This window comes from Romboutsia sp. BSD2780061687b_171204_C1 (genome assembly GCF_015560225.1).
Lineage (GTDB): Bacteria > Bacillota > Clostridia > Peptostreptococcales > Peptostreptococcaceae > Romboutsia_C > Romboutsia_C hominis.
Genome location: NZ_JADMRK010000001.1, coordinates 765,391 through 783,128, shown reverse-complemented (window position 1 = coordinate 783,128; position 17,738 = coordinate 765,391). Strand labels below are relative to the sequence as shown.

The 17,738-nt window shown below is 25.7% G+C and carries 18 protein-coding genes and 1 riboswitch; of the genes, 6 read left to right on the top strand and 12 right to left on the bottom strand.

Annotated elements, in window-relative coordinates:
* Positions 1-15: 15 nt before the first annotated feature.
* On the bottom strand, positions 16-636 hold the full coding sequence (locus I2H23_RS03960; RefSeq protein ID WP_166505382.1) for an HAD family hydrolase: 621 nt from the start codon (positions 634-636) through the stop codon (positions 16-18).
* 60 nt (positions 637-696) lie between these two features.
* A complete protein-coding gene (locus I2H23_RS03955) occupies positions 697-1,104 on the bottom strand; it encodes a hypothetical protein (protein WP_166505381.1) in 408 nt (135 codons plus the stop codon).
* A 270-nt stretch (positions 1,105-1,374) separates the two neighbouring features.
* Here I2H23_RS03955 and I2H23_RS03950 point away from each other — a divergent pair, with 270 nt between their 5' ends.
* The gene (locus tag I2H23_RS03950) at positions 1,375-1,920 is read left to right on the top strand and encodes a peptidylprolyl isomerase (protein ID WP_240276264.1); all 546 of its coding nucleotides are present in this window, start codon (positions 1,375-1,377) and stop codon (positions 1,918-1,920) included.
* 99 nt (positions 1,921-2,019) lie between these two features.
* Here the strand turns inward: I2H23_RS03950 and add are convergent, their stop codons facing one another.
* Positions 2,020-3,006 carry an adenosine deaminase gene (gene add / locus I2H23_RS03945; RefSeq protein ID WP_166505379.1) on the bottom strand — a complete coding sequence of 329 codons (987 nt, stop codon included), beginning with the start codon at positions 3,004-3,006 and terminating at the stop codon, positions 2,020-2,022.
* Positions 3,007-3,087: 81 nt separating this feature from the next.
* Positions 3,088-3,187: riboswitch (purine riboswitch) on the bottom strand.
* 109 nt (positions 3,188-3,296) lie between these two features.
* Between add and I2H23_RS03940 the strand changes: the two genes are divergently transcribed.
* Positions 3,297-4,025, top strand: a complete 729-nt coding sequence (locus tag I2H23_RS03940; RefSeq protein ID WP_166505378.1) for a M48 family metallopeptidase — start codon at positions 3,297-3,299, stop codon at positions 4,023-4,025.
* A 139-nt stretch (positions 4,026-4,164) separates the two neighbouring features.
* A complete protein-coding gene (locus I2H23_RS03935; RefSeq protein ID WP_195581112.1) occupies positions 4,165-4,941 on the top strand; it encodes a hypothetical protein in 777 nt (258 codons plus the stop codon).
* A gap of 698 nt (positions 4,942-5,639) precedes the next feature.
* Here the strand turns inward: I2H23_RS03935 and I2H23_RS03925 are convergent.
* On the bottom strand, positions 5,640-5,783 hold the full coding sequence (locus tag I2H23_RS03925) for a spore coat protein CotJB (RefSeq protein WP_166505376.1): 144 nt from the start codon (positions 5,781-5,783) through the stop codon (positions 5,640-5,642).
* A 1,065-nt stretch (positions 5,784-6,848) separates the two neighbouring features.
* On the opposite strand from I2H23_RS03925, the gene I2H23_RS03920 reads away from it, so the two are divergent.
* Entirely contained in the window at positions 6,849-7,049 is a 201-nt protein-coding gene (locus I2H23_RS03920; RefSeq protein WP_242977287.1) for an integrase, read from the top strand.
* Between the two features lie 130 nt (positions 7,050-7,179).
* On the opposite strand, the gene I2H23_RS03915 is transcribed toward I2H23_RS03920, so the two are convergent.
* The 3 genes from I2H23_RS03915 to I2H23_RS03905 all read right to left on the bottom strand — a co-directional run bounded on the left by I2H23_RS03915 (position 7,180) and on the right by I2H23_RS03905 (position 9,621).
* Positions 7,180-8,052: a MurR/RpiR family transcriptional regulator gene (locus tag I2H23_RS03915; protein ID WP_092925918.1), complete on the bottom strand. Its 873-nt coding sequence runs from the start codon at positions 8,050-8,052 to the stop codon at positions 7,180-7,182.
* A 263-nt stretch (positions 8,053-8,315) separates the two neighbouring features.
* Positions 8,316-8,897, bottom strand: coding sequence for a tRNA (mnm(5)s(2)U34)-methyltransferase (locus I2H23_RS03910; protein ID WP_166505375.1), 582 nt, complete (start codon positions 8,895-8,897; stop codon positions 8,316-8,318).
* A gap of 7 nt (positions 8,898-8,904) precedes the next feature.
* Positions 8,905-9,621, bottom strand: coding sequence for a pseudouridine synthase (locus I2H23_RS03905; protein ID WP_166505374.1), 717 nt, complete (start codon positions 9,619-9,621; stop codon positions 8,905-8,907).
* Positions 9,622-9,796: 175 nt separating this feature from the next.
* Between I2H23_RS03905 and I2H23_RS03900 the strand changes: the two genes are divergently transcribed.
* Positions 9,797-10,891: an AI-2E family transporter gene (locus I2H23_RS03900; protein ID WP_166505373.1), complete on the top strand. Its 1,095-nt coding sequence runs from the start codon at positions 9,797-9,799 to the stop codon at positions 10,889-10,891.
* Between the two features lie 114 nt (positions 10,892-11,005).
* On the opposite strand, the gene I2H23_RS03895 is transcribed toward I2H23_RS03900, so the two are convergent.
* From I2H23_RS03895 to I2H23_RS03875, 5 genes are all read right to left on the bottom strand, one after another.
* Positions 11,006-11,674, bottom strand: coding sequence for a tetratricopeptide repeat protein (locus I2H23_RS03895; RefSeq protein WP_166505372.1), 669 nt, complete (start codon positions 11,672-11,674; stop codon positions 11,006-11,008).
* A gap of 295 nt (positions 11,675-11,969) precedes the next feature.
* Positions 11,970-12,587 carry a hypothetical protein gene (locus I2H23_RS03890; RefSeq protein ID WP_092925928.1) on the bottom strand — a complete coding sequence of 206 codons (618 nt, stop codon included), beginning with the start codon at positions 12,585-12,587 and terminating at the stop codon, positions 11,970-11,972.
* 161 nt (positions 12,588-12,748) lie between these two features.
* Positions 12,749-14,386, bottom strand: a complete 1,638-nt coding sequence (locus I2H23_RS03885; RefSeq protein ID WP_092925930.1) for a hypothetical protein — start codon at positions 14,384-14,386, stop codon at positions 12,749-12,751.
* A gap of 88 nt (positions 14,387-14,474) precedes the next feature.
* Positions 14,475-15,044 (bottom strand): hypothetical protein, encoded by a 570-nt coding sequence (locus I2H23_RS03880; RefSeq protein WP_195237706.1) that lies wholly within the window; start codon positions 15,042-15,044, stop codon positions 14,475-14,477.
* Positions 15,045-15,166: 122 nt separating this feature from the next.
* Complete coding sequence (locus I2H23_RS03875; RefSeq protein WP_195237704.1) at positions 15,167-15,739, bottom strand: TVP38/TMEM64 family protein; 573 nt, start codon at positions 15,737-15,739, stop codon at positions 15,167-15,169.
* Between the two features lie 307 nt (positions 15,740-16,046).
* On the opposite strand from I2H23_RS03875, the gene I2H23_RS03870 reads away from it, so the two are divergent.
* Positions 16,047-17,711, top strand: coding sequence for a glutamine--tRNA ligase/YqeY domain fusion protein (locus I2H23_RS03870; protein WP_195237702.1), 1,665 nt, complete (start codon positions 16,047-16,049; stop codon positions 17,709-17,711).
* Positions 17,712-17,738: the final 27 nt, after the last annotated feature.

The following is a 17,738-nucleotide window of genomic DNA, read 5'->3' as shown; positions in this document are numbered from 1 at the left end:
TAATCTATTTTATCTTTATATAAAATTTAATATATCACTAGGTTCATTTAAACTTATAGTTGCATTTATATTTTTATCTACAGCTCCCCATAAAGCTAAAGCAAAGTCTACTTCACAATTCTTAGAACAATTATAGTCCGATATGGAGTCCCCTACATATAATGTATCATATGGATTTATATTTAGTATTTCCATTACTTTTTTTAGTGGTTCTGGGTGTGGCTTATGATATTTTGTATCTTCTTCTAATACTATAGCATTCATGCACTCATGAAGTCCTGTAGGCATAAAGTCAATTTCATATTGAGACTTATTTTTAGAACTTACAATGCCACATATTATATTTTTAGAGTGCATATGTTTTATAATATCTTTAATGCCATCATAGAGTGTTGCCTTTTTTTCATATTCATTTACATACTGAACCCATTTTTCATAAGATTTGTCAATATTATTAAAACCTAATATCTCTAAAGTTTTCTTTCCTGGAAGACCCAAGGCAAATAAAAGACTTTCATATGTCATATCTATTTCTTTTTCTTCTTTAATTAGCTTGATTAATGGATATATGTTCATATTTGCTGTATTTAATATAGTACCATCAATATCAAATATTATATTTTTATATTTTTTCATTATATCCCCCCCTTTCCATTTTATAGTACCTTATTTTATATGTATTTTCTACATATCATTTTAGTATTCTAAATTATTTAGATTATACTTTGATAATTCTTTTTTCAATATTTCTCCCTGTTCCTTCGTTATTATATTTTTAGATACAATATTATCTACATTTTTTATTTTAAGTGCATTTTTTTGATATTTATAGTTATTGATATGAGCTTCATATCTTTTATTTTCCATTTTATCAGATATATATTTGTTTATAGCTTTAGCATCTGTGTTACTTAATACTTTTTCTTGTCTAAGTTTTTCTATACAGATTCTCCATATAAACTCTGCTCTTTTTACTTTTTGTTGCTCTACGGTAAATTTGTACTCCATTATAGGTTCATTTGCATAAGAATTTATATTAACTGATATAACTAAAAATAAAAATACTATACAAAGTATTGATATGTATTTTTGTATTTTTTTCATGTCTTTACCTCCATAATGTAAAAAGTATTTTTAGTTTATATATAAATATTTTACATATTATATGTAGTAATTTATATATAATGCTAAAATAAAAATTCATATTGGAAAAATATAGATATATCAATCTTTTATTAATTTTTTTATGCTATAATAAAACGACTAAAATTTAATTAGGATGGTGATTTTATGAGAACTAAAACAAAGAAAGGTTTTATAGGCGCTTTAGTTGCAGGAGCTTTAGCTTTAGTTGGATGTTCTTCAAATGATGAAATGGCTGATGAGGTTAGAACTCCACCTGAAAAGCTTCCTATTGCTACTATAATATTTAAAGACTTTGGAACTATTAAGGCTGAACTATACCCTCATATAGCCCCAAATACAGTTAGTAACTTTATATACTTAGCTAATAATGGTTTTTATGATGGCTTGACTTTTCATAGAGTAATAAAAGACTTTATGATTCAAGGTGGGGACCCTGATGGCACTGGTATGGGTGGCCCTGGATATAGTATTTATGGAGAATTTACTAAGAATAAGTTTAAAAATGATTTAAAGCATACTAAAGGAGTATTATCTATGGCTAGAAGTCAAAATAAAAATAGTGCTGGAAGTCAATTCTTTATAATGACTAAGGATTCTCCTCACTTAGACGGCCAATATGCTTCTTTTGGTAAGGTTGTTAACGGGATAGATGTAGTTTCTAAAATAGAAAATGTTGAGACTGACAAAAATGATATGCCTACTAGAAAAGTAATTATAGAGTCAATTAAAGTAGATACATTTGGTACTACTTATGATGAACCTAAAAAAATGTAGCCATATTCTACTTGTAGAATAATTTATTAAACTATAATAAATTATTTCAAATAAATATCACTTCTTGGATAATTTATCTAGCCAAGAAGTGATATTTATTTATATAAAGCTTTTTAACCAGTTTTTAGTTTCTTCATCAGAAAATGTTGCTTCTACTGTATTTAAGTATATATTTTTATACTCTATTTTATTAATATTAAACTTCCTGAATATTAAATCTATCTCATTTGTTAAATCTATATTAGATACTGTTCGATTATCTGTATTTAACGTCACATATATTCCATCTTTATAAAAATCATATAATGGATAATTATTAAAATCATCTATTGCTTTAGTTTGAATATTACTTGTTGGGCACATTTCAAGATATACTTTGTTTGATTTTACTAAATCATAAGCTTCTTTCATATCTTTTATTCTAACACCATGGCCTATTCTTTTTGCACCTAGTAAATTTATAGCATCTATAACATTTTGACCACTTGCAGCTTCCCCTGCATGTATTGTTACATTATATCCATACTCTCTAGCTTTATCTATTACAGGTTTAAATTTATTGCAAAATCTTTCTTCCTCACATCCTGCTAGATCTATAGCTACTACTCCTTTATTTATAAATTTTTTCCCAGCTTCTACAACTTTAAGTCCATCTTCTACACTCATAGTTCTTAAACAAGATAATATTACATTACCCTTTATATCATATATATTTTGAGCTTCTTTTATTCCGTCTATTACACTTTGTATTATCTCTTCTACACTTAGTCCTTTATTAGTGTGTAAAAGAGGTGCAAACCTAACCTCTATATATTTTACATTTTCTCTTTGTGCATCTTCTAAAAGTTCAAAAGCTATTTGCTTTAAACTTTCTTTACTTTGCATAACTTTATTAGGTAAGTCAAATTTCTCTAAATACTCATTAAGTGATGTACAATCTTTTTTAACCATTACTAATTCTTTTATGTCACTTTCTTTATATGAAGGTATTTCTATATTTTCTCTCTTTGCTATATCTATTATTGTTTGTGGTCTAACACTCCCATCTAAGTGACAATGTAGTTCTATTTTTGGTAATTTCCTCATAATAAATTGCCTCCCTAATTTTCTATGTTTTTAATTTTTTGTATAAAAAAATTCTTGATCACAAAGAAGCTTGCACACTAAAATCATGTAAAACTCCTTCGTAATCAAGAATTATCGGTTCTTGGTAGAAACTCCCAAACCATATCATTGGGATTATACGTAGACTCTCTAAATTATTTATTTCTAATGATTTTATTATCTTTTTATAGGATTGTCAATATATTTTTATATTAATAATCTATTTTTTTATGTAAAATAAAGTTAATACATTTATTTGGAGGGTTAAACCATTGCATGAAATTAAATACAAAGATAATTCTATAAAATATTCTATAATAAAAAAATCTAATATAAAAAATATTTATATTAAAGTTAAATATCCTGGTATAGTTACTGTAACTTCACCAAGTGATATATCTAATTTCCATATTAATGATTTATTAAAATCTAAGATTCATTGGATATTAAATAAATTACATGAACTTGATGAGATAAATTTTAGTACAAAAAAACTTGAACTTATAGATGGGGATAATATTTATTACCTTGGAAGTCCATATACATTAAGAATTAATAATAATAAATTCTTATCTAAAAATAGTATATATTTAAAAGAAAATGAGTTTATAGTAGACATAAGTTCTCATATAGGTATATCAAATAGACGTAATGTGATTTATGAATTACTCAAAGAATGGTTTATAACTTCTGGTAATAAAAAAATTAAAGAAAGATTAAATATATACTCTAAAATTTTAAATATATATCCTGAAAATATTAAAGTTAAAGAACAAAAGACTACGTGGGGGACTTGCTCTTCTCTAGGTAATATATACATAAACTGGAGGATATTTTTAGCGCCTATTGATATTATTGATTATGTATTAGTGCATGAGTTATGTCATTTAAAACATATGAATCATTCAAAAGAGTTTTGGAACTTAGTTGAAAGTGTAATACCAAATTATAAAAATAAAAGAAAGTACCTGAGAGATAATTCAAATAAATTAAAAATATAGTTATTTTATAATACTAGGTAAAATTTATTTTAACTAAAAATGTATATCATCATTAACTTTGGCAGAAGTTATTAAAGGCATAATTACTTACTTTTTATATGTAAATAAAGTATTTAATTTTTTTAAATTGGAGGATATAATGAATAAATTTAAAAATGAAAATATACTGATAGGTGCATTTCTTATTTTATTGTCACTGTTTTTGCACTATATACATTACTTAATATTTAAAGACGCTCATCATACTTTGATATTTTTATTTGCAGATATAGCCTTTATACCTATGGAGGTATTTTTCACAACGTTATTCATAGATAAATTGCTAGAAAAAAGAGAAAGGGCGCATATAGTAGAAAAGCTTAGTCTACTAATAGGTGTATTCTTCACAGAGGTAGGAACTAAATTACTGAATCAGTTTACTATTGGTGATAAAAATATTAATAATATTGGAAATATGGTTGATTTAGATAGACTAATAAATGATGTTGATTATTTTAAAAATATTAAATTAATTACATCTAAATATGACTATAAAATTGATTTAAATAATATTGACTTAACTGTAATAAAAGATTCTCTTCATGAAAGCAAGAACTTACTTGTAATTTTAATAAGTAATGAATATTTACACGATCACGAAACTTTTACAAAAACTATTATGGCACTTTTTCACTTAAAAGAAGAAATTGATACTAGATACAATATAGATATTAAAGAATATGAAAAGGAGCATTTGGAAAGTGATATATCTCAAGTTTATCGATATCTAACTTATATGTGGTGTCATTATATCAATTATTTAAGTTATAATTATCCTAGTTTATATGTAAAAGCACTTATAAACAATCCTTTCGATACTCGCTCTAAGAAAGAAAAAGATGAAGTATATTTAAAGCATTTTAATGTATATAAATAATTTATAAACTTAAAAGATTATATAGTACTTAAAAACTAAAAAAATAAGCAATATACCAAAATAAGTATATTGTTTATTTTAAATCCATTCATAAATAGAATATTGTAATTATCATCTAGAAAATCTAAATATATAATTTACTTTTTACAATATGACATACAACTTTTGGCATATGCTTAGTATACACTTATATTCTACAAGTAAATATATAAGCATAGAGCTACAAATTTGTTTAGTATATATGAACAACTAGTATAATTGGACGTAAGTGACCTGACCAAAGTCTATACATTTTGTCTTTGGCCTTTTGTATTAAAATTTATATATAAATATATGTAGAAGTACATAAAAATACTCCCAAACTATTACTCTGGGAGTATTGCAACAAATGCACTGTAATTATACTTTTCAAACTGGTTACTTAGCCCTTGAAATGTTTTTACACTACATCCACTCAATAAGAGATCAAGAAGCTAAAATAGCATTCTTGCATTTATTTGTACGTTAATTGCTCCAAGTTTATTTGCTAATTATATTTTACTAAGATAAAATGTAGCTAATATATAAGATTTTTTTATTTAGTATTTTATTAGAATTATTGTCTATATTCTGTAAAGTCGTAAACATACATTAATGACTCGCCAAATCTTTGATAGTGTACTACTTCCCTTTCTCCTAAAAATCTAATCATATCTAGCTTAAGCATACTTATCGCTATATTGGTTGTATGAATTTAAAGCATTTTTATCTTCTGGATTATTATATAAATATAAATTTAATTCTATACAAGCAAAACTGTATTCTAAAACTTTATCTAAAAGATCTCTTCTACTTGATCTCATTAACATCTATCCTCTCTATGTTTAAATTCGTGAATTTATTTTTTAATACTGGTATATATATAGTGATTTTAATAGTTTTTAATAATAGTAAATAATCAAATTGATCTTATTTTCATAGATAAGATTTATAAATAATCATTCTGAGTTCTCTATAAATTTTGAAAATATAATATCAATTTAATATATAATGTTCATGCTTTAGACATTTTGTGAATATATTCAATTAAAAAACATAAAGCATCAAATTTTTCGATAAGATATGACGTATACTTATATATCAATAGACTATAATGGACCACTGAAGTACGATCTATCCATGATTAATTTAATCATAAGATTAGATATAAATTAAGCCAGTTATACAGTAAATGCATATGAATCATTTTAGATAGTAATATGATTTTTTAATCTAAAATCATATTATTAAATGTTTGTATAATATTTTTTATAATTTGTTTCTTATCATATAAAACACACTGAGTAGAATATTACATTTATTCAATTGGTTAAGAAAAAATAATTATACTTATAAAAAGGGGACATTTTTATTAAATCATCATAATAGGAAAATAAAACGTTAAATTTAAGATTTAAGAGGATGGACACTCTTAAAAATAAGAAGTTCAAATATGAAATTATTATTTGAAAGGTTAAATTATCTAAAATCATTTAAAAAATTTAACTTTTTGACCTTTATAGAACCTAATTACTCTGAAATAGTTGACATAATAAATTTATTGGAAGATCACCCTGTAACAGCAAAGAATTAATAAAAATACTTGATAACTTTCAAAAACATATAAAATGTATTCCTGGTAAATCTACACAAAAAATATTAATAAAGGAATTAAGTATTCTATTTTCACATTTCTTTTTAACTGTTGCTTTTCTAGTCTTTTTTGTATAACTTCTAATATATATTTCTTTATCATATAAGATTTCTTCATTTTGTTCTAAGTCTAAAATTCTATTCTGAGCTAATGCATTTTATTTTAAGGGCTGTATTATCTGAAAGTCATAGATTAAAAGAGATCAATGAGAATACATGTAATTTTATATAAAAAGATGAATTTGAAGCACATGTTTATACTAAAGAGGAAACATACAAACGTTACATTAGAGTTATTATCTGGAACAAATATTAAAACTGTTGTTAATAGATTAGTACATAGTGATATTAAGATTAGTATGAATAAGTATAATCATGTTTTAGAAGAAATGGACAAAGAGACTTCTAAAAATTTTAGTAATATTTTATTTAAATAATTGTCAGTTTTTATATAAATGTCAGTTTATTGCTAGCTAGTTTAATGCTGTTAAATAATATTCAATATAAAAAATAAATAAGCAATATACCCAAGTTTACTGAGAAAGTATATTGCTTATAGAATGTATTCTACTCGTAAACAGAGTATTGATCCCAAATTTTTTCTAAATCACTAAAGTGTTCTTTTATGTCTTCTTTTTCTTTCATACCAACAGATACTATTAAAGCATTCGCTATACTTAATGCAGGTACTAGTGAATCAACAAATGATGCCATATTACTTTTTACTAATAATACATCATCTGCTAAAGATGCAACTGGCGCAAATAAGCTATCTGTTAATGATATTATATGAGCTCCTTTTTCTTTAGCATAACTTACTATTTGATATGACTTTTTAGAATATCTTGGGAAGCTTATAGCTATTATTACATCTTCTTCATTTATTTTTACTATTTGCTCAAATGCGTCCCCCATATCCATTCTTATTATATGAACGTTATCAAGTATTATATCTAAGTAAAAGCCTAAATATTGAGCTATAGTAAATGAACTTCTCATACCTAATATATATATTTTTCTGGCCTTAAGTATCTTATTTGCAGATTCCTCAAATGCTTTTTCATCTATTGTTTCTAGTGTTGATTTTATATTATCTATATCACCTTTTAGTATTTTATTAAGTATTGTACTATCATCTGAATATTCTTTTGCCATTTCCACTCTTTGAACTGTTGTAAGCTTATTTTTTATGAGTTCTTGTAGTGCTTCTTGAAGTTTAGGGTATCCAGAATAACCTAGTGCATTTGCAAACCTTACTACTGTAGATTCACTAACTCCTACTGTTTCCCCCAATTTGCAAGCTGTCATAAAAGCTACTTTATCATAATTTGATAGTATATATTGAGCTATTAGCTTTTGTCCTTTACTAAGTCTTGGATATTGTGCTTGTATGTCTGAGATAAGTTTTTTACTATCTTTTAAGTCTCTAGTATCTTCCATTTCTTTCTCCTTATAATTTATATATTACTAAAATTTCTATATTCTTTTAGAAATGATTCTATATTCAAATTTTCTTTATTTTTAACTTCTGATTGAGCATCAATTATTATTATACCACTTTTACATATATATTTTAAATATTCATTTTAGGATTTTATATAAAAAATGTATATAATTTTATTTTTATCTAACATTATATAATTAATTCTTTTAAAAAATTTTTCAGAAATAAATCAGCTAAAAAACCATGCTTAAAGCATGGCTTAATACTCTTTTTTCTTTTCTATCAAAATAAGCTCTGGTGGATTATTTATTTGATTTATAAATTTACATTCTAATACATTAAATTCACTTTGATTTAAATTTTTAACAAAATTATACACATGATTTTTTTCTTCTAATCCACCTTCATGTCCTGTATAAATTGCAAGACTTATTACACCATGAGGCTTAAGTAGCTTTAAACTATTCTCTATAGCCTTTATTGTTGTATTTGGTTTTGTTGTAATCATATGCTTGGCTCTTGGTAAATACCCCAAATTAAATACTACACATGAAATTTCTTTATCAATATATTTGTCCATATTTTCATGACCATCTAAAATAAGTTTTACCCTAGAAGATAAGCCTTCTTTTTCTAACTTTTTAGATGTTGATTGTATAGCTTGTTCCTGAACGTCAAAGCTATATACAAAACCATTTTTTCCTACTTTCTTAGCAAGATATGTTGTATCGTAACCATTACCCATAGTAGCATCTACAACTATATCTCCCTCATTTATTATTTGTTCTAGATACAATTTATTTATGTCTATTACTTTAGTTAGATATTTAGCTTTTATCATAATTCACCTACTTTATACCCTTTAAGTATTTTATCTCATCACTAGTTAAGTGTCTGTAGCTTCCTACTTCAGTTTCTTTTAAAGTTATTTTACCCATAGCAACTCTTCTAAGTCTAAGTACTGGATGATTTATAGCTCTACACATCTTTCTTACTTGTCTATTTCTACCTTCATGTATTTTTATTTGACATATTGAATAATTTTTTTCTTCATTTATTTTTACTATTTTAAACTTAGCAGGTGCTGTTTTATAATCTTCTATATACAAACCTTTCTCAAAGTTTTCTATTTCTTCATTAGTTGGTACACCTTTTACTATTGCCATATAAGTTTTATCTATCTCATGTTTTGGATGAGTTAATTTATATGTTAAATCACCATCATTAGTAAGAAGTAATAATCCGCTAGTTTCATAATCTAGTCTTCCAACAGGATATATTCTTTCTTTTATATCAGTTATTAAATCAAGTACACTTGGTCTATCAAATTGATCTTTTACTGTTGTTATATATCCTTCTGGCTTATTTAAAACTATGTATACTTCTTTTTCATCTAGTCCTATTTTTTCTCCATCTATTTCTACTATATCTTTAGCTTCATCTACCTGAAATGATAATTCTGTTATAATTTTTCCATTTACACTAACTCTACCATCATTTATAAGTTCTTCGGCTTTTCTTCTTGATGCTATACCACAAGACGCTATATATTTATTTATCCTCATATTACACCTTCTCTTTAATATTTTATCATGCTAATAATTCACTAATATAAGACTTTTTATTATTACAATTATATATAATAATACATTGTTGTTAAAAACAAAACCCTAATTTTTTTTCGTTTATATGAAATACTATTAATATATCTAATTTAAGTACATTTTTAAGGAGAATATTATGATTTCAAAGGAAAATATAAAGTATTATGTATTTATAGCTTTTATAACTATACTTATATATAAGTTTATAGATTCACCAGAAAATTTATTATCTAATATAAAGGGTTTATTCATTATTCTGAGTCCTTTTTTTATAGGTATTTTATTTTCTCTATTGATAAACCCATTTATGGTATTTCTTGAAAAAAAGTTTAATATTAAAAGAATTTTAAGTCTTTTAATATCTTATATTGGTATTTTTTTATTAGTATCTATCTGTGCTAATATGATAATCCCCTCTTTAATAAATACATTGAGCACTTTATTAAAGGAGATACCTTATTGTATAGATACTTTACATACAGTATTTACTAAGCATATATCTCATTTAGATATATTAAAACTATTGATATATAAAATAGAAGATGGATTAAATATACTATTAAAAGAACTTAATAATTTATCTTCAAAAACTTCCACTGATATCTTAAATTATATACTTAGTATAACTTCTTTATTTTTTAATATTTTAATGGGTATTATATTGTCTTTTTATATTTTATATGATAAAGAAAATATAATACTAAGTTGTAAAAATTTATTATACGCTATTACCACTACTAAAAAAGCTAATTCTTTTTTAGAATTTTTTAAAACCTTTAATTATATATTTTATCATTATATAGTTGGTAGAATATTAGACTCATTAATAATAGGAATATTAGCTTTTTTAGGATTTAAGTTTATAATTAAAATTGATAATGCTATATTTTTATCATTTATAATTTTTTTAACTAATATAATACCTTATTTCGGTCCATTTATAGGAGCTATACTACCTATTTCTATGACTTTTCTTTATAGTCCCCTTAAGGCACTTTGGGTATTTGTATTTATTTTTATTCTTCAACAAATAGATGGAAATATAATCGGACCTAAGATTATGGGAGATCAGGTTGGACTTAGTCCACTTTGGGTTATATCTGCAGTACTTATAGGAGGATCATTATTTGGTATATTAGGTGTTTTTTTATCTGTTCCTTTTGCAGCATTAATAAAAATTTGTTTGGGTAAATACATAAACAATCAGATAAATATTAAAGATTCAAAATAAGAATTTTCATCAATTAAATATTCTTTTATATTATCTATATGAAATAAAATTTACAATTTAAGTACAATAAATAGCTATGATTTAAATCATAGCTATTTATTGTACTATACAACCTTATTTTAAAATTTTATCTACTATAGTTCGTATTTTTTGTTCTACAGTTTGAGGAATAGGTTGAGTATCTGGATTTGTTGAAGGGATTATAGGAGGTGTTCCCGGTTGATTAGGAACTATTGGTTGTGTTATTTCCATATTTTCTTTTGAGTTTCGCTCTTCTTTTTGCTTTTCTTCAGCTTCTTTTCTTCTATTTTCCTCTTCTTTAGCTAGTATTATAGCTTGAATACTTGAAACTTGCTTTTGTGCATAAATTACACCTTTTTTAGAAGCTTCTTTTGCATTTTCTTTCCTTTCTTTCTGAGCTTTTTGATACTCTTCATCTAATTTTATAAGTTCTTTTTTCTTAGTTAATGCCTCATTTTTAATACTTGATGAACCATCTTTTATATCTTCTATACGTTCAAGTTCTTTTATAGCTTTTTTATAATTTCCTTGATTTTCATATTCATTAGCTTTTTCCATATTAACAGCTTGCATATACATAGCTCTGGCCTCATCATCTGCACTATCGGCCTGTAATGCATCTGCTAATATGTCCCTAGCTTTATCATATTCATGTTTTTCTAAAGCAACTTTTCCCTGACTAACTAAATCATCGTCTTCTTTAGAACAACCTACCATTACAATTGATATCAATGATAATAGTAAAATTAATTTTAATTTCATTAAATCCCTCCTTATTATCTAGTAATAATTCTATCATATTTGTTGTTCATATAGGAGAAAATATCGAAATTAATATTTTTAAAAACTTTTTTGTTTTATTTTTAGCTAAAGTGTTGTAAATATTCATTTAGAAACCTAATTTTTTAGCTATTATCACTTTAATTAAAAACTTTCTGCAATGTGTTGTATATTTGATATTATTAAAAATATGATTAAACATATTTAAAGTGTAGGCATAATAAATATCTACACTTTTTTAATATTAAATACTATATTATATATAAATACAAATCTTTTATATATATCTAAACAATTTATTTAAAAATATATCTACTATTTCAACTTCACCATCTAACTTATTTACCCTACTTCTTTGTAAATCATCTATTTCTTCCCCTGTTATAACTAATACTTTTGGAGTTTCAAAAAAAGGTATTGTTGATTTTTTTATTTTTTCATCCATGTTTTCATACTTAGAAGTGTTTAATTTCTCATCTATTTTTATGTCTATCAAGATTTGCTTTATATCTCCATATTTATCAATATATTCTACAAATAAATCATACTTTGAATTTCCTACTGATATATTTCTATAGAATCTTTTTATATCATATCCATTATTATTTAGTTTGATTGCCACTTCTGATCCAACAACTACCTTTATAAGTTCTTTACCTTTGTATTGTTTACTTCCATTTAGGTAATATACATATGAATTGTCTTTATACCCTGAATAATTTATATTACATGGATACTTTCTAAGTGTATAATCATTGCACATCTTTCTTAAAGTTTTTTTAAAAGATTTTTTTTTGAATTTCTTCCTTGTCCCAAAAACTTTTCCAAATTGATTTTCCGTCATACACCTAACTCTACTTACTAAAATCAATATCTCTTTTTCTATCCCAAGCATATTGTCTATCTCCTTGAAGTTATTTGATATTAAAGGTCATATATTATTATATTAAGCAAGTACTATAAAATTTACAAATTTTAGGTGATTTATTTAAAAATTCAAATATTATATTTAATTAAACTAAAAAGAAGTAGCAAATTTGCTACTTCTAACTTAAATCATTTATTTTCTTTAGTCATGTTACCTATACTTAAGTTATCAAATTCAACTATATCTACAAATCCCTTTTCCCCTTTTTGGTAAGTTATTTTAACCTTATCTCCTACTTGAGTAAGTGGTAAGTCTATAGATACTTTTGATGTTGCATTAAATACTTTATCACCATTATTTTCTAAAGTCAGATAATAGAAAGTATTCCCTGACTTTACATCTGGGCTAATTCTAGATACAGTACCCTCTACTATTTCTGTTGTTGTATCATTTTCTATTTTTATATTATTTCCTTTCGAAGAAAGTGCCTCTCTATAATTCCTAAGTGCTTCTTCTTTTGTTTCTCCAAGCCCTAATATGCTAAAGTCTTCTACTGATATAAATGCAACCATCTTAACTAATCCTGCTTTATCTTTTAAAGATGAAACATATGTAGGAGTTCCAAGTATATTATACATCACAGGGAATGTTGCTTCATAGTTTTTCTCTTGAACTTTACCCTCTGCAGATCTCATAGCTGCTGCTTCTGTTGCACCTGGTTGTTTATATAATTTAGCTTCTTTAGTACGAGTATCAACTAACATAAACCCTATAGTTGATTCATCTCCACCAGAAGAAGTTATCCCTGTATACCAATATGATTTATCATCATTTCCGTAAACTAAAGATGTTCCTTCAGTTGGAACTAAAACGCCTTCTTCTGATATTACAGAATTTAAAAATCCTTTCACATATAATCCCCAATCATTTATTTGATCTGTTACAAATTCTTGAGGCTGTATTCTATCTATCCATTTTGGTGCATTTTTTATATTATACCTCTTAGTTTCTCCAGTTTCTGCATCTACTGTAGCCACCCCAATAGCATTAGCACCGCTATATCCTATATCATGTTTGTATAATGTTGTAACCCAATAAGGTCTGCCTTCATCATTTATTTCAAGTGTAAAATCTGTCATACCTACATTTACAATTCCTTTTAAATACATATGTCTGTGTAAGTCTTGATGTAGATATGCTTCTGGTTGATATACTATCTTAACAGGTTTCCCGTCTATCTTTTGAACTAATCTTACATCTTGAGGATTACTAGCAGATACCATTACATATCCGTTAGTTCCATCCATGGATGTTATCCATTTTATTAAATCTCTATGTACAAGTGGTGCCACCCAATATAAATTTCCATTTACACTTTGTATATGAAATTTACCAAGTTTAGCAACACTTCCTAATGCTGGTACTTCTCCAACTTTTTTGTCTCCCAATTTCATAGCCATATCTTCATCTACTAAACGAATATCTGCTACACTTACAGGACTTACATCTTTTGTAAAGGTGCTTTCCTTAACCTCTCCTAATAAGTTTCTATATGATTTGGAATGAAGTATTGGTGAAGATGTTATAAATGGAACAGCTATATTATAAACTATAAGTATTATAGCTATAAAAAAATTGTATTTTGCCATTTTAGAAGTCTTTTCTGACCTATCAAGCATCATGTCTAATATGCCTGATAAACCAAAAAATAGTATAAGTGTTGATGTAAATGATATGAAGTCAAAACTTAAAACTGGTAGTTTTATGATTAAATATATCAAAATGACTATAAGTGATATTATGTACGGTTTTATTTTCTTTACCATTAAATACTCCCTTTCTTATTATTTGTATTTAATTACATTATATCCATTTGTTGTAAAAAAATAAATACCTCTTTAAAATAAGAGGTATTTATACATTAACTGTTCTTCTTAAGTACATATCATTTTTATTTCTATCGTAGTATTTAGAAAGTAATCCTTCGTATTCTAGCACTAAACCTTTATAATCATAAAAATCATTAGGCCTTACTTCATAAGAAGGCTTATTCATAATATCTATATCACTTTTTTCTAGCATATCAGCAACAAAATGTGAACATACATATTTAAATTCTTTTTCTCTAGGTCTATCTATGCTTAGATATAAAAGTGCTTTTACATCATAATCATATTGTTCTCTATTTTCACTTACATTCATTATATTCTTGTATAATTTATGATATTGTTCATCAGTAACATCTAACGAGTAAACACGACACATAGTGTTAGTTCTTATAGCGTATAAACCTTCATTTATATTTTCCTCCACAAACCCTGCAAATATAGGAGTTTTAGGATTTAACCTTCCAAATGAATACATAGGTCTTAATTGTTCATTTAAAGATATTGATACATGTGCATATGGGGTTTTACTTATACGTCTTATAAGAAACGATAATACTGTACCTGTATATGTTGTTATAATATATACTTTTTTCATATTACTCTCCCCCTTCATTAAAATATAACTATAAAATTATATCACAAAAATATATATATAGTAAATGTTTTTGTGAAATTATTTGTCGAAAATTATAAATATTATATTTATATTATTTAATTCTATTTAGGTACATTTCCTGTATGTATTCTATTATTTATTTTTCTTCCAAGTATCCAAGATATAATTACAGCTAAAGCAAATACTACTACTTTAATAGGTTCTTGTAAAACTTTATCCAAATCTTCCCCAATGTAACTTATAAGTAAAAACATTACAAATTTTCCAAATACCATTCCTGATATATAATTTTTTATTTCTGTTCCTGCAAATCCAGATGAAATTGTTACTAAAAAATCTGGTATAAAAGGACATGCATAAGATATAAATATAGTGTTAAATCCTTGCTTATGAATCCAAGAAGTTATCCTTTTTACTTGTTCTTTTGATTTATACTTTTGTATGTATTTTAACCTTGAAAACTTATTTGCTATATAGTATAGAATTATAGATGCAATTGCTGACCCTACCCATGACACTAAAAAACCCATCCACATCCCAAGAACAAAAGCATTTGCTAGCACTATCGCAATTAATGGAAGTATTGGAGCAAAAGTCTCAAGCATTATAAGTAAAAATCCAACTATTATGGCTAATGCCTTGTGGTCTGTTAATGAATATAGTATTTGTTCCATAATTAACTACTCCTAAATATATGTTTATTAGTTTAAAAAATGACTATCATATTATTATTATTTAGACTTATCTAGTAAGTATACATTTTTTTATGGCATTTTAGGATTTAAGTTCACTATTTAAACGGAAATTTATCATAATTTTATATTTATATTATAAAATTTAGTCATTCATATAATAATTTTAAGTATATATATTTAATTATATCTTTATTTTTTTACAATATTAGATTAAAATTAATATTATGGATTATAGTACTTTTTTGTACTATGGATAAAAAATTAATAAATGAGAGGTACTATTAATATGTCAAACGAAAATGTTTCATCTAATTTCATAAAAAACATTATAGTTAATGATTTAGAAACTGGAAAACATGACAGCATTATAACTCGTTTTCCACCAGAACCAAATGGTTACTTACATATAGGTCATGCTAAAAGTATATGCTTAAACTTTGGTCTTGCAAAAGAATTTAAAGGAAAAGTAAACTTAAGATTTGACGACACTAACCCTGTTAAAGAAGATGTAGAATACGTAAATTCTATAAAAGAAGATGTTAAGTGGTTAGGATTTGATTGGAATAATTTATTCTTCGCATCAGACTATTTCGATACAATGTACGAAAAAGCTGTGCTTCTTATAAAAAAAGGTAAAGCTTATGTGTGTGAATTAACACCTGAAGAAATGAGAGAATATCGTGGTACATTAAGTGAACCTGGTAAAGACAGTCCTTATAGAAACAGAACTGTTGAAGAAAACTTAGACTTATTCGAAAGAATGAGAAACGGTGAATTTAAAGATGGAGAAAAAGTATTAAGAGCAAAAATTGATATGTCATCTCCTAATATAAACTTTAGAGATCCTATAATATATAGAATAGCTCATTCAACGCACCATAACACAGGAGACAAATGGTGTATATATCCAATGTATGCATTTGCTCATCCATTAGAAGATGCAATAGAAGGAATAACTCATTCTATATGTACTTTAGAATTTGAAGATCAAAGACCATTATATGATTGGGTTGTTAGAGAATGTGAAATGGAAAATATCCCTAGACAAATAGAATTTGCAAGACTTAACCTTACAAATACTGTTATGAGTAAGAGAAAGCTAAAGCAACTTGTTGACGAAGGTATAACTGATGGATGGGATGATCCTCGTATGCCTACTATATCAGGTCTTAGACGTAGAGGATATACTCCTGAAGCTATAACAAACTTCTGTAGAGAAATTGGTGTATCTAAAGCTGATTCTAAAGTTGATAGCCAAATGCTTGACTTTTTCGTAAGGGAAGATTTACAACCTAAAGCTCCACTTGCTATGGGTGTTTTAAGACCTTTAAAATTAGTTATAACTAATTATCCTGAGGGTCAAATAGAAATGTTAGAAATCGAAAATAATGCAAAAGACGAAACTAAAGGAAAAAGAATGGTTCCATTCGGTAGAGAACTTTATATAGAACAAGAAGACTTTATGGAGGAACCTGTTAAAAAATACTTTAGATTATTCCCTGGAAACGAAGTTAGATTAAAAGGTGCATATTTTGTAAGATGTAATGAAGTTATAAAAGATGAAAATGGAAATGTAACTGAAATACATTGTACTTATGACCCAGAAACTAAGAGTGGTTCAGGATTTACAGGGCGTAAAGTTAAATCTACTATACATTGGGTTGAAGCAACTACTGCTAAGCCTTGTGAATTTAGATTATATGAACCATTAATACTTGATGATGCTCCTGAAAATGAAGGTAAGCATTTCTTAGAACAAATAAACCCAGATTCTCTAGAAATACTTCAAGGATTTGCAGAGCCTACTCAACTTGAAAATGCTAAAGTTCTAGATAAATTCCAATTTGTTAGAAATGGATTCTTCTCTGTCGATACTAAATATACTACTGATGATAAATTAGTATTCAATAGAGTTGTTCCTTTAAAAAGTTCATTCAAACCTTCAAAATAATAAATAAAAAAGGAAGCTAAATTTAGC